The 14068-nt window shown below is 32.4% G+C and carries 12 protein-coding genes and 1 riboswitch; of the genes, 11 read left to right on the plus strand and 1 reads right to left on the minus strand.

Features of this window, described 5'->3' with window-relative positions:
- Positions 1-5: 5 nt before the first annotated feature.
- Genes yfmH through BW929_RS13645 form a run of 4 tightly spaced genes read left to right on the plus strand, consistent with a single transcriptional unit; the run spans position 6 to position 5163 of the window.
- Complete coding sequence (gene yfmH, locus BW929_RS13630) at positions 6-1289, plus strand: EF-P 5-aminopentanol modification-associated protein YfmH (protein WP_076546041.1); 1284 nt, start codon at positions 6-8, stop codon at positions 1287-1289.
- Positions 1290-1294: 5 nt separating this feature from the next.
- Positions 1295-2437: an MFS transporter gene (locus tag BW929_RS13635; RefSeq protein WP_076546042.1), complete on the plus strand. Its 1143-nt coding sequence runs from the start codon at positions 1295-1297 to the stop codon at positions 2435-2437.
- Positions 2427-3512 (plus strand): tRNA epoxyqueuosine(34) reductase QueG, encoded by a 1086-nt coding sequence (gene queG, locus BW929_RS13640; RefSeq protein WP_076546043.1) that lies wholly within the window; start codon positions 2427-2429, stop codon positions 3510-3512. Before BW929_RS13635 ends, queG begins: the two co-directional genes overlap by 11 nt.
- 1 nt (position 3513) lies before the next feature.
- Complete coding sequence (locus BW929_RS13645) at positions 3514-5163, plus strand: nucleoside kinase (RefSeq protein ID WP_076546044.1); 1650 nt, start codon at positions 3514-3516, stop codon at positions 5161-5163.
- Here the strand turns inward: BW929_RS13645 and BW929_RS13650 are convergent.
- A complete protein-coding gene (locus BW929_RS13650; protein ID WP_076546045.1) occupies positions 5122-5721 on the minus strand; it encodes a 5' nucleotidase, NT5C type in 600 nt (199 codons plus the stop codon). The two genes, BW929_RS13645 and BW929_RS13650, sit on opposite strands and share 42 nt — an antisense overlap.
- A 168-nt stretch (positions 5722-5889) precedes the next feature.
- Between BW929_RS13650 and nth the strand changes: the two genes are divergently transcribed.
- From nth to BW929_RS13685, 7 genes are all read left to right on the plus strand, one after another.
- Complete coding sequence (gene nth / locus BW929_RS13655; protein WP_076546046.1) at positions 5890-6531, plus strand: endonuclease III; 642 nt, start codon at positions 5890-5892, stop codon at positions 6529-6531.
- 151 nt (positions 6532-6682) lie between these two features.
- Entirely contained in the window at positions 6683-7993 is a 1311-nt protein-coding gene (locus tag BW929_RS13660; RefSeq protein ID WP_076546047.1) for a PhoH family protein, read from the plus strand.
- 17 nt (positions 7994-8010) lie between these two features.
- Positions 8011-10104 (plus strand): SpoIID/LytB domain-containing protein, encoded by a 2094-nt coding sequence (locus BW929_RS13665; RefSeq protein ID WP_076546048.1) that lies wholly within the window; start codon positions 8011-8013, stop codon positions 10102-10104.
- A 90-nt stretch (positions 10105-10194) separates the two neighbouring features.
- A riboswitch (FMN riboswitch) is annotated at positions 10195-10316 on the plus strand.
- Positions 10317-10402: 86 nt separating this feature from the next.
- Positions 10403-10948 carry an ECF transporter S component gene (locus BW929_RS13670; protein WP_076546049.1) on the plus strand — a complete coding sequence of 182 codons (546 nt, stop codon included), beginning with the start codon at positions 10403-10405 and terminating at the stop codon, positions 10946-10948.
- Between the two features lie 60 nt (positions 10949-11008).
- Entirely contained in the window at positions 11009-11767 is a 759-nt protein-coding gene (locus tag BW929_RS13675; RefSeq protein WP_076546050.1) for an MBL fold metallo-hydrolase, read from the plus strand.
- Between the two features lie 91 nt (positions 11768-11858).
- Entirely contained in the window at positions 11859-12350 is a 492-nt protein-coding gene (gene trmL / locus BW929_RS13680; protein ID WP_076546051.1) for a tRNA (uridine(34)/cytosine(34)/5-carboxymethylaminomethyluridine(34)-2'-O)-methyltransferase TrmL, read from the plus strand.
- A gap of 50 nt (positions 12351-12400) precedes the next feature.
- A complete protein-coding gene (locus BW929_RS13685; protein WP_076546052.1) occupies positions 12401-13660 on the plus strand; it encodes a LysM peptidoglycan-binding domain-containing protein in 1260 nt (419 codons plus the stop codon).
- The last annotated feature ends 408 nt before the right edge of the window (positions 13661-14068 follow it).

Raw genomic sequence — 14068 nt, forward strand, 5'->3', positions numbered from 1 at the left:
TTAATTTGGAGAGTATATATAACAAAAATATGGATGAGACTCTGGTTAAAGCAAAATTGGATAATGGTTTAAATATTTATATTTTCCCCAAAAAGGATTATGTAAAACAGTATGCAATGCTTTCAGTAGATTTTGGCTCAAATGATATAGATTTTATAGATGTTAAAAATGGACGGAGAAGAAACATGCCGCTTGGGATTGCACATTTTTTGGAGCATCAGCTTTTTGAAGATAAGGAAGAAAGTATATTTGATAAATTTGCTGATCTTGGTGCATCTGCAAATGCGTATACAAATTTTGACAGCACCAATTATCTTTTTTCCAGCAGTAGTAACTTTGAGGATTCACTAATTAATTTAATTGAATTTGTACAGGAACCTTATTTTAGTGATGAAAATGTAAAAAAGGAAAAAGGAATTATAGTTCAGGAAATTAAAATGTATCAGGACAATCCTTATTGGAAGTCTTATTTTAATTTGCTTTCTGCTCTGTATTCAGAACATCCAGTAAAAAATGATATCGCAGGGACAGAAGAGAGTGTAATGTCAATTACACCTGAAGACTTATATATCTGTTATTATAATTTTTATCTTCCATCTAATATGGATTTGATATTAATTGGTGATCTTGATCCACAGCGGATTATAAATCTAATTAGAGGTAATCAGGCTCGAAAGCATTTTCCTCATTTTAAAAACCCAGTTCGAATTATTAAAGAGGAACCAGAAAAAGTAGCTAAAAAACTTGTCAAAGAAAAGATGAATATATCAAGACCAATGGTACAAATTGCTTTTAAAGATCCAGTGAAAAATGAAGAGCCAACTCAGATAATAAAAAAAGAATATATTGTTAACCTGCTCCTGGATATAGTTTTTGGTCGCAGCAGTAAAAATTATAATCAGCTTTATGATCAGGGAATAATCGATAATAGTTTTTCCTGTACCTATCATAAAAAACCTGATTATGCTTATGTGCATCTGCATGGAGAGAGTAATAAGCCTGATCAGATGCGCAGAAAAATAAAAGAAAAACTTGTGGATATTGATCATGATGAAATCTCTGAAAATTTTCAGAGAATCAAAAGAAAATATCAGGGAAGTTTTATTAGATTGTTTAATAATTTTAACCATCTGGCAGCTGAATTTATAAATTATAGAAGGCTGGGAATTGACATTTTTGAGCTGGCTGCAATAATTGAAAATATCGATCTGGAAGAATTAATAGCCTATTCAGATAAGATATTTAATAAGGATTTAATGGTTGAATCGATTATTTTGAATGAGGACTGATTTGTTTGACTTTTAAGCTTTATAACTTTATATTTTATATCACTATGGCTGCATTTGGATATTTTAATATTTATTTTCAGGACACAGGACTTGATTCATTTCAGATAGGTCTTGTTAATGCAATCCCCAGGATATTTGCTCTTTTATTGATGCCTTTCTGGGGATTTTTAACTGATTATTTTCATGAAAATAAAAAAGTTCTGTTTATAACTATGATCGGAACCATGACAACGGTTTTATTGTTTCCTCAAACTGAAACGTTTAAATATTTGATGTTGTTGATGTTTTTTTATACTCTTTTTCAAAATCCTATTATCCCTCTATCTGACAGTCTGCTTTTAGATTATCTAGGGGATGATTCAAGCAACTATGGTAAATTTAGATTGTGGGGTTCTGCAGGTTACATGCTTTCTGTGTCTCTACTGGGGTATTTTTTGGAAAGTACTTCTTCAGTTAATTTGTTTTATGTTTATGCAGCTGTTTTAGTTCTTTCTATATTTTTACTCATTTTTTTACCAAAAAGTAAAAGAGAGATTGAAGTATTAAATCCGGGGGATTTCAAAAAAATATTTAAGAAAAAAAGGCTTCTCTATTTTTTGTTTTTTGTATTTATTCTCCAGACAGCAATGAATGCCAATTATAGCTATTTTCCGCTTTACATTGTTGATCATGGAGGGGGAGAATTTTTACTGGGAATTGCCCTTACATTTTCCTCTGCCAGTGAGATTCTTGCTTTTTTCTTTTCTGATAAAATAATTAAAAACAATAAATTTAGTAAAATTATTGCAGTGATTAGTGCAGGGTTTATTGTTCGCTGGCTTTTGCTTTCGTTTTTTCCTTATAATTTGATGATTTTATTATCTCAGCTTTTACATAGTATAACTTTTGGCCTCTTTTTTGCGGTTGGAGTAGATTATGTTGATCAAATTAGTGGTGAAAAATTTAGAGCTACTGGACAGAATATTTATGCAGCTGTTTTTATGGGGGTAAGTGCTATTTCAGGCAGTCTGGTTGGTGGCAAAATATATCAGGTTACCGGAGGAGAAAGAATGTATTTTTTCTGGGCTCTGATTTCTGCAGCTGCTGGCACTGTGTACTTTTTATATCTCTTAAGAAAAGAAAGGGAATTGAAAACAAATGCGGATTAATAATTTAGTAAAAGAAACAGCTGCGGAATTAAACATTGATCTCTGTGGTATTACTGATGGTAGTGATCTTAATGATGAAAGGAAAAAATTAAAAAAAAGAATCCAGACTAAATACTGGCCTCAGCCTTTTGCCAGTCAGCAACTTGATCTGCTGACAAAACCATCATTACAGTTTAAAAACTTACAGTCAATCATTGTGATAGCGATGAGTTATAATAATGGAGCTAGTAGTTCCTTTTTATCTAATTATGTTACGGTAAAAGATTATCACAATTTTCTGCAGGAAAAACTCGAAAAAATGGCTTCTGTACTGCAGAATAAGTTAAAAAAGAAGTTTGATTATAAAATATTTGTTGATACAGCCCCATTTCTAGAGAGAGCACTGGCCAAAAGAGCTGGAATTGGTTTTATTGGTAAAAATTCAATGCTGATCAATCCTAAATTTGGTTCTTATCTTTTTTTAGGAGAGTTATTTACAGATCTGGAAATCAAAAAAGATCAACCACTTAATCTTGACTGTGGAGAATGCCAGATTTGTATTAAAAACTGTGAGGGTAAAGCTCTAAAAGATGAATATTTGTTGGATGGTGAAGTTTGTATTTCATATTTAACACAAAAAAAAGGGGTTTTATCTGCAGCTGAAATCAACAAGATAGGCACCCATGTCTGGGGATGTGATGCCTGTCAAAATAAGTGTCCTTATAATATTAATAAAACAGAAAATTCAGAGCCGGAATTGAATTTTTTTAATAAAAATTTAGAATACTTCTTAGAACTGGATAGAAAAGTTCCTCCTTCTGAACTTAAAAATACTGCTATTATGTGGCGGGGAAGTAGAATTTTACAGAGAAATGCACTTATTGCTGTTTATAATTTAGGTGAAGAAAGATATTTTGAAGCAGTTAAAAGAAAATTAAAAGATAATTCGCCTATAATTCGCTATTACTCTGTATTGGCTCTGCTTGAGCTCAATTATCAGAGGGCAAAAAAACCTGTAGAGCAGGCAATAAAAAATGAAAAGAACAGCAGATATAAAAAAGAGATGTTAAAGCTTTTGGAGCAGAAAGGAGAATAGAATGAATATTAATTTAGACGGAGAAAATTTAAAAATAATTGAAAAAAGCTCAATTAAAGAAATAATAGCAGAAAGTAAAATTAAAGATCAAAGAGATGTAATGGCTGTAATTATAGAAAATGAAGTTTATGATCTTAATGAAGAACTGGATCGAGATCTAGAAATTAAAACTGTTAAAATTCATTCGGAGTTAGGCAACAGAATTTATAGAAGAAGCCTTTATCTTGTTCTGGCCAGAGCAGTTTATGAGCTCTTTCCGGATTCTATTTTGAAAATTGAAATTTCTATTAGCAATGGTATTTACTGTGAGCTTGAAAATAAAAGTAGTTTGAGTAAAAATGATCTAAATAAAATAAAAAATAAAATGCAGGAAATTATTGCAGCTGATTATAAAATTCAGAAACACAGATTAAAAAAATCGGAAGTTCTGGAAATCATTAAAAATGAAAATTGTTCTTTTAGAAGTGAGCTGATAGAACAGCAGGATAAAGATTATTATACTCTCTATGAACTTGATGGCTACTATGATTATTTTTATTATAATATGGTACCATCTACTTCCTATCTGAAAGAATTTGATCTTCATTTAAGAATACCTGGATTTGTTTTATTGTTCCCTAAATTTTTCAGTAGCAAAAAAGTACCTAAATTTATTGAACAGCCAAAACTGGCAAATATTTTTTTAGAATATGAGCGTTTGGGGAAGATTCTTGGAGTTAATAATGTGGTAGAATTGAATCGTTTGATTGAAAACAAGGAATACAATGAGTTAATTAGAATAGCAGAAGCCCTGCATGAGAAGAAAATAGCTGAAATTGCAGATAGAATAAAAAGTGGTATGCCAAGAAATAAAATTATTTTAATTGCCGGTCCTACTTCTTCGGGTAAAACTACATTTACTCATCGGCTGTCAACTCAGCTTAAGATTAACGGTTTAAGACCGGTTCAGATTTCAGTTGATGATTATTTTGTAGATCGTGAAAATACTCCTCTTGATAATAATGGGGAGCCTGATTTTGAATCAATAAAGGCAATAAATTTAGATCTTTTTAATGAGCATCTTTTAAAATTAATTCAGGGAGAAACAGTTGAACTTCCCAGGTTTAATTTTGAAAAAGGTATTCGGGAAAAGAGTGGTAAATTTCTCAAGCTTGGTGATGATCAGCCAATATTAATTGAAGGAATTCATGGTTTAAATGATAAGATGACAGAGGTTATACCTCAGGATTTGAAATTCAAAATATATATTAGTGCCTTAACTCAGCTTAATATTGACTGTCACAACAGAATTCCAACAACTGATACCCGGCTAATTCGCAGAATTGTTAGAGATAATCAGTATCGCGGCCTGGCGGCTTCTGAAACGCTAAATTTATGGAAGAGCGTGCGTCGGGGAGAAGAAAAAAATATCTTTCCTTTTCAGGAAAATGCTGATGTAATGTTTAACTCAGCTCTAATTTATGAACTTTCAGTACTTAAAAATTATGTTGAGCCACTCTTAAAACAGATTGATAAAACAAACAAAAACTATTACCAGGCACAGCGGCTGCTCGAAATTTTGAGTAATTTTAAAGCTATACCTGATAATGAGGTTCCTTTTACTTCGATTTTAAGAGAGTTTACCGGTATGAGTGTTTTTAGAGAAGAATAAATCAAGATTAGCTTTTATTTCATCCCAGTCTTTAACCTTTGTTATCTGTTCATTACCTTCAAAATCATGATTATGATATTTACTGACTAGAATTACCGGGATATTTCTGGCTGCAATTTCCAGAGCATTTTCTTTTTTGTCATCTATAAATAGAGAGATATCTTTTTCTACAGCCAGAGGTGCTTTTTGGTCCTCATGGTGTAGTTCGTGATAAGGGATATTGTTTTCTTTTAACCAGCTTTCTGTTATAGAACGGTGTTCCTCACTTCTGGCTGTTATTAAAATTAGCCGATGTCCTTTGTCATAAAGCTCTTTAAGTATTTCTCTTGCTCTGGCGACAGCTTTTACGTTAATATAAATCTCTTCAATTTTTTCCTGAATAAATTCATTTAATTCCTGATCATTGATTGCAAAAGCTTCGCGAAGATCATAGGTATATTCCTTTAAAGTGATTTCCCGATCAAAAAATTCATTCATTTTTTGCTGCCAGATGCTGTTATGATCGGGTCCTTCATCAGTCAGAACTCCATCGATATCTATGCCAAAATTATATTTCATTTTTATAACACCTCAAATTATTATATTCTATCTTTAATTATACTATCATTTTTTTAAAATAATGTCCAGATAGTAGTTTTTATTAGTAATATTTCTTAATTTAACTTTATTTTTTAGACTGAATGAAGTAAAATAGTATTAAGCAATATTATTGTAGGAGGTAATAAATTGACTGAAAAATTAAATAAAGAAGAAAAAGTAGAAAAGCTGATTGAGTTATTCTCAAAGCACTATCCGGAACCAGGTACAGCTTTAAATTTTAGCACTCCATTTGAACTTCTAATTGCAACGATTCTATCAGCTCAGACAACAGATATTCAGGTCAATAAAGTTACTGAAGATCTTTTTGAAAAATACAATACACCTGGATCTATGCTGCAGCTAAGTCAGAAGGAATTAGAAAATAAAATAAACAGTATTGGACTTTTTAGAAATAAGGCGAAATATATTTTAAAAACCTGTAAAATTTTACTTAATGATTTCGAAGGAGAAGTTCCCAAAACGCGAAAAGAACTCATGCAATTAAGTGGGGTTGGACGTAAAACAGCGAATGTAGTTCTGGCAAATGCCTTTTTTAAAGCTGCGTTTCCCGTTGATACACATGTTTTTAGAGTTTCTGCCCGGCTTGGTTTAAGCAGTGGGGAAAATGTTAAACGTACAGAAGAAGAATTAACAGATTTAATTCCTAAAAAATACTGGATTGATTTTCATCACTGGTTAATTGATCACGGTCGTGCTGTTTGTAAAGCTCAAAATCCGGACTGTGAAAACTGTTTTGCTTCTGGAATCTGTTCTTATTATAATAATTAGTTTCATCTTAAACTTAAATTAAAGGGAGATGATAAAATGCTAAAAAGACTAGTAAATATGAACAGGATAATAATTTAACACCCTGGTAACAGATTTTAAAATTAAAATCAGTAGCTCAGTAAAAAAATAGAAACTGGAGGGGGAAACAAAAATGAAAAAAATATTTGTTCTGGACACAAATGTACTTTTAAATGACCCTCGTGCTATTTATAGTTTTGAGGATAATGATGTTATTATACCACTGGCTGTTTTAGAGGAAATTGATAATTTAAAGACTAAAAGTTCAGATTTAGGTTTCAATGCACGTGAAAGTTCAAGAATTTTGGAGGAATTGAGAAGCAGAGGCAACTTACATGATGGTGTAGAGCTGGATTCTGGAGGAACTGTTAAAATAGTAATTAACGGGGGCCTTGAACTGCCAGAAGGTTTAAGTTCCAGCAAAATGGACAATAGAATTATTTCGACAGCTATCCATCTGCAAGAGGAAAATTCAGAAAAAAAGGTAGTAATGGTTTCTGATGATATTAATTTGCGTTTAATCTGTGATGCTTATGGGGTAAAAGCAGAGGAGCATAGTTCTACCAAACTGAAAGAAGAAGAAATCTATTCTGGATTTAAAGAAATTAACTGCAGTTCCTCTTTGATTGATAAGTTTTTTCAGGAGGAAAAAATTTCTCCATCCGAATTAAATCAGCTTAATGATTCGCTTTATCCAAATGAATTTGTGCAGCTAACAGCTGATGATAGGAATAAAAACACTGCTCTTGCCAGATTTGATGGTGAAAATTTGGTTACTCTTCGCTATAATAAGAGTCAGCCTGCAAAAATAAGAGCCAGAAATAGAGAACAGCAGCTGGCTTTTGAACTGCTGCTTGATGATCAAATTAAGCTGGTGACTCTGTCAGGTAAGGCTGGTACTGGAAAAACATTATTGGCTATAGCAACCGGACTTTCAAAAGTTGTGGACGAACAGGCTTTTTCTAAATTGTTGGTAGCCAGACCGATTCAGCCGATGGGTAAGGAACTTGGGTTTTTGCCGGGGGATGTTGAGGAAAAAATGGGGCCCTGGATGCAGCCTATTTTTGATAATTTAGATTTTATAGTTCACCGTAATAAGGATGCTCGATTTGCTTATCAGAAATTATTGGACAAAGATTTAATTCAAATTGAGGCGCTAACTTACATTAGAGGTCGATCAGTACCTGACCAGTTTATAGTAATTGATGAGGCTCAAAATTTATCACTGCATGAAGTTAAAACTATTGTAACCAGAGCCGGAGAGGGATCCAAACTAATTTTTACAGGTGACCCATTTCAGATTGATAATCCATATTTAAATTTTCATAAAAATGGTTTAAATTATCTGGCTCATAAGTTTCATGATCAAAAAATTGCCGGTCATGTTATGTTAAAAGAAGGGGAAAGATCAGAACTTGCTGAAATTGCAAGTGATCTTCTTTAAACTAGGAGTTGTATTTAATGAAAAAAGTTTTTAGGTTAATAATAATCTCTGCTCTATTATTGGGAATATTTATTCCAGTAGTTGATCATTTTTATCAGGAGAAAGATAAGGTATCTTTAACTATGGCTCAGGATAGCAGAGATAGAAATATTAGTGAATTACTTAAATTAGCAAAGGAAGCTTATTATGAGGGGAATTACCAGTCTGCTGAAAATCATTACCTGGAGATTATCGAACTTGATCCTTTTAATCTGGAAAGCAGAAGAAATTTAGCTGTTATTTACAATGATCAGAATAAACTTCAAGCAGAAAATAGAACTCTGCTTCAGCTGGCTATTTTAAGTAATCAAAGTCAGGACTATTTGGATCTGGCGGTTAATTTTTACGAAATAAATAATAATCTGGCATCAATTTTTATACTGGAAAATAAAATTAACCTGGACATAGATCAGAAGTCTTTGCTTTTTCAAAAATATTATTATTTAATAAAAAACAATTTAGATTTAAAAAAAATTGAAAAAGCAGAAGAATATTTAATGAAAATCACAAATCTTAAAATAAATCAGTCAGAAATATATCTACTCAGTGCAGAGCTGAATAGATATCAGAATAATTTTAAGCAGGCCTTTGAAAATTATCAGGCAGCCTATCAGGCCAACAGGAGTCAGACTTATTTATTTAAAAATATGGCTGAAATGCTTGAACTTGCTGGAGAAGAAATTGAAGCATATAATTACTGGCAGAGAACTCTTTCTTATGGTTGGTTTAGAGATCTTGCCTATCAAAAAATAAATCAGTATCAGAATAAATATCCTCAGTTAAAGCCAGATGAAGATAAAAAAGATAAACCAGAAGAGATTAATCCTTTTGCTTTAGAGGCTTCCTGGCGAGAAGTGGAAGAAATTAATAATCAGAAAAAAACACAGTTGTTGAGAATTGGACTTCAGGAAAATAATAAACATCTTCTTTTTCAATACTCAGCTCCATTTTCTGTTGTTTATGATGGTAAAATTATTTATAGAGGTCAGGCAAAAAAGAACTATTTACTTGAAATCGATGCCGGATCATTATTTATCAGGACTGAAGAGAATAGAGTAAAGCTGGGTAGTTCCAAGCTTGAATATCAGATTTACAGCAGCCAGGAGAATTCATCTTTTTATGTTTATAATATAAGTTATGGTCAGGGTTATTTTTGGCAGGGAAGTGGTAACAGACAGTATAGGGGTAATATGATTATTAGTGGCAAAGGAACAGAATTTACTTTAATTAATCAAATTGAATTAACACCATATTTAATTTCTGTTGTTCCCTCAGAAATTTATGCCAGCTGGCCAATTGAATCATTAAAGGCTCAGGCTGTTGCTGCTCGAAGCTATACGCTGAGTAATCTTGGGCGTCATCGAAGTGATGGTTATGATCTCTGTTCCAGTGTTCACTGTGCAGCCTATAAAGGAATTATGAGTGAAAACCAGCGGACTACAGAGGCTGTTCTGTCCACTGAAGGCGAAAGTGCTGTCTTTGAAGGCCGGGTTATAGAAGCTGTTTTCAGTAGTAACAGTGGTGGTTTTACAGAACGAAGTGATCAGATCTGGTCTGCAGATTTACCCTATTTAAGAGGGGCAAATCAGATGAAGAGTAATGACTATAATTTCCCTCTGGCACCAGTAAAACTGCAGCAGTGGCTTTTTTACACACCTGAATCTTATTCTAAAGATTATGGCAGTAGTAATTATCGCTGGCAGCTAAGAATACCAGCAGAAGTTATTGAATATAGAAGTGAACTTAATAAAATTAAAAAGATTGAAGTTAATCAGAGAGCACAGGGAGGCACTATTACTTCACTAAGTATTTATAGTGATCAGGAAAGCAAAAATTATAGTGTATCTCAAATCAGGAGAGTTCTTGGAGGTTTAAAAAGCAGTCGCTTTTATTTTGACAGTCATTATGATCAGAACGGTTATTTAAAAGAACTTTATGTTTATGGGTCAGGCTGGGGTCATAATCTGGGTCTTGATCAGTCAGCTTCGGCTGGAATGGGAGCTGCAGGCTGGGATTATAGAGAGATTATTAAGCATTTTTACCCGGGAGTAGAAATTAAGCAAGTTGATTGAAGAATGTTATAATAGTGCTAATAATAAACTTTCCGGGACAATTATTTGCTTTTTAAACAAATATTGTTTATAATAATACTGACAAAAAAATATTATCTTCAGGGTCTGGTGAGCGTAATAGCAATTCCAAACCGGTGGTATAGTCCACGAGCTTTAGCTGAACTGGTGAAATTCCAGTACCGACGGTAAAGTCCGGAATAAAGAAGATTAAATAATTAATTAGCCCTGTTTGTTTAAAGGGCTAATTTTTTTTTGAGTAAAGATATGAAGATAAAAAATTAAAAAAAGGAGAGAAAAAATGGATACAAAAAGAATTACAACGATTGCAGTTTTATCAGCTTTTTCTTTAGTTTTAATGCTTTTGGTTCGTTTTCCAATGTTTTTACCATTTTTGATTTATGAACCAGGTGACATACCTATTTTAATCATTTCATTTATGTTTGGGCCAGCTGCAGCGCTGGGAGCAACCTTTATCTTATCAATTTTGATGGCTGTATTTACTGGTCTAGGAGGTCCGTTTGGTGCTTTTATGCATTTTTTAGCTACAGGAATTTTTGCAGGGACAGCCGGATATTTTTATCAGAAACATCATAATAAAAGAGGAGCAATTAAAGGGCTTGTAATTGGTTCTATAGCAATGACAGTTGTGATGGCAGCTGCCAATTTAATTTTCAATCCAATATTTTACGGAATTCCCAGAGAACAGGTTTTAAAAATGATGTTACCCGGTATTTTACCATTTAATTTAACTAAAGCTATTATTAATTCTATTGTTACAGTTTTGATTTATAAGAAACTAGCGAATTTCCTGAGAAATAAGGGATTACTTAAACAAATAAATTAGTCAATAGTTTGACAAATACCCCTCTCTTAAGTTAAAATTTTTATGAGAGGGGTTGTTTTTTTGCAGATAACATTTTTAGGAACAGGAACCTCCCACGGGGTACCTGTAATTGCCTGTGATTGTGAGGTCTGTCAGTCTGATAATCCGAAAAATAAAAGAATGCGTACTTCGGTTCATATAAAAAGTGAAGAATATAATTTGTTAATAGATACACCACCGGAAATGAGGCTGGAGTTGATTAATAATAATATCAAAAATGTTGATTCAGTTTTAATGACCCATGCTCATGCCGATCATATTATGGGCTTTGATGATATCAGAGCTTTAAACTGGTTTCAGGGTAAAGAAATGCCTGTTTATGGTGACCATAAAACCTTAAATCATATTAAAAGGATTTTCCCTTATATTTTTTCAGATGAAAACCCTGGTGGAGGGGTACCCCAGGTTATTTTAAAAAAGATAGAGGGAGAAATAAAGTTTATGGATTTAAATGTTAAAGCTGTTCCGATTTATCATGGTGATAATAAAATTCTTGCTTACAGAATTAATAATTTTGCTTATTTAACTGACTGCAGTAAGATTCCGGACAGCTCCTTAAAACTGCTGGAAGGTATTGAATATGCTGCTGTTGATGCGTTGAGATTTGAAAAACATCCAACTCATATGTCTGTTGATCAGGCGGTAGAGTTAATTGACAAATTGAATTTAAAACATGGTTATTTAACTCATATCTCCCACAGACTGGATCATAAAAAGTTAAATGATTATTTGCCTGAAAATATTAGTGCAGCCTATGATGGGTTGATTATTAATATCTAATAGTTAGTAATTAATAGTTAGTAATAACAATATGAGTTTTATAGAAGAAATAACTTTTACTCAACATAATAATTAAAAAATTAATTAGGTGATGATTTTGAATATAGTACTTGTTGAACCTGAAATTCCACAAAATACTGGTAATATTGCTCGCACCTGTGCGGTAACTGATTCTAAACTGCATCTGGTTAGACCTCTTGGTTTTTCAACATCAGATAAATATTTAAAAAGAGCTGGTCTTGATTACTGGGATAAATTAGATATCAGTTATTATGACAATTTAGATAATTTTTTTGAGGTAAACAAAGATGGGCGCTTTTTTTATGCCACTACTAAAGCCGCAAAATCTTATGCTGATTTTGAATATCAGGAAAATGATTATTTTTTATTTGGTAAAGAAACTGCTGGTTTGCCGGAAAAGTTACTAGAAAAAAATCTTGATAAATGTATTAGAATTCCAATGAAGGATAATTTAAGGTCTTTAAATCTTTCGAATTCTGTTTCCATTATTATTTATGAAGCCCTGAGACAGAATAATTTTATAAATTTAAACAAAAAAGGGAAATATAAAAAGGAAATTTGAGTTTTATCTTGAATTAAATATAGTAGAGCAAAAAAGAAGGGAGGGGAGAAATGGAAAAAAATAATTATTTAACTACACTAATAATTTTATTAGTTTTTCTTTTGTCAATAACTATCGCTGCTTCTGCTTTTCAGGTTAGATTAAATGATCGGGGTAGAGATGTGATTGAAGTCCAAAAATATTTAGAAACCCTTGGTTATAATGTATCGACTGACGGTATATTTGGAAAGACTACCGAAGATGCAGTAAAATCTTTTCAGAAAAATAATAGTTTAAAGATTGATGGTATTGTTGGTGGTAGAACCCTTGAATTACTGAAAAAAATGATTTCTGAGAAAGTATCTTATGAGCTTTATGTTGTAGATAATGGAGATACTCTGTCAGGAATTGCTGGGTCAAGAGATGTAACTGTAGAGGAAATTATGGAGTTTAATAACATGAGTTCTTCTAGAATAAAACCCGGACAAGACTTAAAAATACCTAGAGAAAATATATTAACAGCTGAAGCAAAAACTCAACCTACAAATACAGAAACTAAAAAAGCACAAATTTATTACACTGTCCGCAGGGGAGATACCCTTTCTACAATTGCGGCTCGCAGAAATCTGCCTGTTGAAGAAATTATGAATGCCAACAATTTAAATTCAGATTTCATAAAAATAGGTCAGGAACTGGTGCTTCCAATAGTAGATTTTAAAGCTTCAAACAGCAGTAAAAGTGAGACAAAAACTAAAAAAAATAATTCTTCTTCTGATCGGATAGTATATAAAGTTCAGCGAGGAGATGCTCTAAGTACCATAGCTAAAATGTATGGTACTGATATAGATACAATTCGTAGAAATAATAATATAAATGGAGATCGAATTTTTGCTGGTGATGAGCTTGTAATAACTAATTATACAAGAGGACCTTTTAAATTAGGTAGAAATGCTTTTATCTGGCCTGTAAATGGGCGGATAACTTCTAATTTTGGTTGGAGAACTCATCCGATTAAGAAGACAAGATTATTCCACAATGGTTTAGATATTGCAGTTCCTAGAGGTACAAGTGTAAGAGCAGCAGCATCTGGCGAAGTTGTACATAGTGGTTGGATGAATGGTTTTGGTTATACAGTAATTATTGATCATGGAAATGGAGTAGAAACTCTTTATGGTCATAATTCTAGAGTGACAGTGGCCAGAGGTGCAATGGTAAGCAAAGGCCAACAAATTGCTTTATCAGGAAGTAGTGGTTTAAGTACTGGTCCTCATCTTCATTTTGGTGTTTTGAGAAATGAAGAACCTTTAAATCCAAAGAACTATTTACCATAAAAATAAAATTAAATTCTATGGGCAGGCCTTAATTGCCTGCCTTTTTATTTTTTTTGCCAGAGATTCCGCAAATGATTTTTAAAAAATAAGGAGAATACAGTTCAAACAGTATTCTCAGCAGTAGTTCCAAAATAAAGAATATTAGAAATATTAGTCATACAATTATCCCAATTAAAAACCTTATGATGATTGATAATTCGGGCTTTAATAAAGGAAATCCCCGCCCTTTTTTGAAAGTGTTAATTGACAAGAAAAACACACAAAAAAGGAGACGGGGAAAAATGAAAACTAAAAATCATACATTAAGTTGTTATCAATATTGTAACAGGGTCTACGATTTAATTCAAAAATTAGAGCAGATTGAAGATAAAAGAGTTCATCCTTCAGTAAAACTACCAACTGTAATTT

It is taken from the genome of Halanaerobium kushneri (genome assembly GCF_900156285.1).
GTDB lineage: Bacteria > Bacillota > Halanaerobiia > Halanaerobiales > Halanaerobiaceae > Halanaerobium > Halanaerobium kushneri.

Excerpts from the sequence above, each read along its gene's own strand:
- queG (WP_076546043.1), top strand. The coding sequence starts at position 2,427 with ATGCGGATTAATAATTTAGTAAAAGAAACAGCTGCGGAATTAAACATT.
- BW929_RS13645 (WP_076546044.1), top strand. The coding sequence starts at position 3,514 with ATGAATATTAATTTAGACGGAGAAAATTTAAAAATAATTGAAAAAAGC.
- BW929_RS13650 (WP_076546045.1), bottom strand. The coding sequence starts at position 5,721 with ATGAAATATAATTTTGGCATAGATATCGATGGAGTTCTGACTGATGAA.
- BW929_RS13660 (WP_076546047.1), top strand. The coding sequence starts at position 6,683 with ATGAAAAAAATATTTGTTCTGGACACAAATGTACTTTTAAATGACCCT.
- BW929_RS13665 (WP_076546048.1), top strand. The coding sequence starts at position 8,011 with ATGAAAAAAGTTTTTAGGTTAATAATAATCTCTGCTCTATTATTGGGA.
- BW929_RS13670 (WP_076546049.1), top strand. The coding sequence starts at position 10,403 with ATGGATACAAAAAGAATTACAACGATTGCAGTTTTATCAGCTTTTTCT.
- trmL (WP_076546051.1), top strand. The coding sequence starts at position 11,859 with ATGATTTTGAATATAGTACTTGTTGAACCTGAAATTCCACAAAATACT.
- BW929_RS13685 (WP_076546052.1), top strand. The coding sequence starts at position 12,401 with ATGGAAAAAAATAATTATTTAACTACACTAATAATTTTATTAGTTTTT.